Origin of the sequence: Oscillibacter sp. UBA6647 (assembly GCA_002455655.1) — a bacterium.
Classification (GTDB): Bacteria; Bacillota; Clostridia; order Oscillospirales; family Oscillospiraceae; genus Oscillibacter.
In genome coordinates this window covers 20,732-21,790 of the sequence record DKLF01000037.1, presented here as the reverse complement: position 1 = coordinate 21,790, position 1,059 = coordinate 20,732, and the positions used below count along the sequence as shown (strand labels likewise).

Genomic DNA, 1,059 nt, shown 5'->3' with positions numbered 1-1,059 from the left:
CATGTGGGAAATCACGCCCTGAGGAAGGTTATAGGCCCGGATTTTATTTTGGGCGATCATGTCCTGAAGCTTGGGAATGGGCCAAAATGTCCGCCAATGATCTGGTCCAGCATGCCTTCATGGGCGATATGGTTCAGACCGCGCTCGCCCTTGTCCCCCTGCCCGGAGGAGTGAAACCATTTGAGATGCTGAGGTTGGCCTGTGGCGAGGAAGCGCTTTTCTAGCTCCAGCAGAAGCTCTTCTGCCACGGCGTTGCCGTTCATGCCCTGAGAGCAAAGGGTGAAGTTGGAGAGAATCATCGCCGCAGCCTCGGCTGAGGTAATAATTTTCATAGTTGTCTCCTCTGCGTCCTGCGTCCTTCAGCGCATGGCCAGAGTGACGTCTCCGCTTACGGCCAGCTCGCCGTGATTATAAATCTCCGCAGAGCAGGTTGCGATCGCTTTTTCTGCCCGTTCGGAGGCCATCTTGGCACGAATCTCAATAGTATCTCCCGGCAAAACTTTTTTCAGAAAGCGCACGTTGTTAATACCCAAAAACAAAGGAATTTTTCCTGCGTAGCGCTCCATCTTTAAAAGCAGGATATCCGCAGTCTGCGCCATGCACTCCACAGAGTATACGCCGGGCAGCACCGGCTCGCCGGGAAAATGCCCCTTAAAAATCTCCCGGGCCGGATCCACATAAAACCGGGCTTCAATGTGCTCGCCGGGAACCAGATCCTCCACCATGTCTACCAGCAGCATCGGGTCGCGGTGGGGAATGACCTGCTTGACCTCTTCGTGAGAAAGCTTCATACAATTCTCTCCCTTTCACCAATCGATATTTTTATAGGGTAGTCCTTCTGAAAACGTACGTTTACACACGCGATTGATATAAAATTAATAATTCTGGATATACAAAACAGCATTTCCGTGAAGCGATGCGGTATCGCAACCGATGAGATGCCGTACTTGGGGGGAAGAGGCCCTGCCGCTGATTGCGGCGGGGCCTCTTCGCAAGGGTATATTGCGCGATGGAGTTACCTCGCGGTTTTTTTACTTCCCGGCCTTGGCTGCGCGAACG

At 52.8% G+C, this 1,059-nt stretch carries 2 protein-coding genes; both read right to left on the bottom strand.

Translation table 11 applies throughout. The features are described 5' to 3' along the window. Positions 1-56 precede the first annotated feature (56 nt). Positions 57-332, bottom strand: a complete 276-nt coding sequence (locus B2W96_RS03210) for a hypothetical protein (protein ID WP_293008491.1) — start codon at positions 330-332, stop codon at positions 57-59. Positions 333-359: 27 nt separating this feature from the next. Further along, a complete protein-coding gene (gene fabZ, locus B2W96_RS03205) occupies positions 360-791 on the bottom strand; it encodes a 3-hydroxyacyl-ACP dehydratase FabZ (protein WP_293008489.1) in 432 nt (143 codons plus the stop codon). Positions 792-1,059 lie beyond the last annotated feature (268 nt).

Coding starts and splice junctions, on each gene's coding strand:
- B2W96_RS03210 (WP_293008491.1), bottom strand. CDS start 332: ATGAAAATTATTACCTCAGCCGAGGCTGCGGCGATGATTCTCTCCAAC.
- fabZ (WP_293008489.1), bottom strand. CDS start 791: ATGAAGCTTTCTCACGAAGAGGTCAAGCAGGTCATTCCCCACCGCGAC.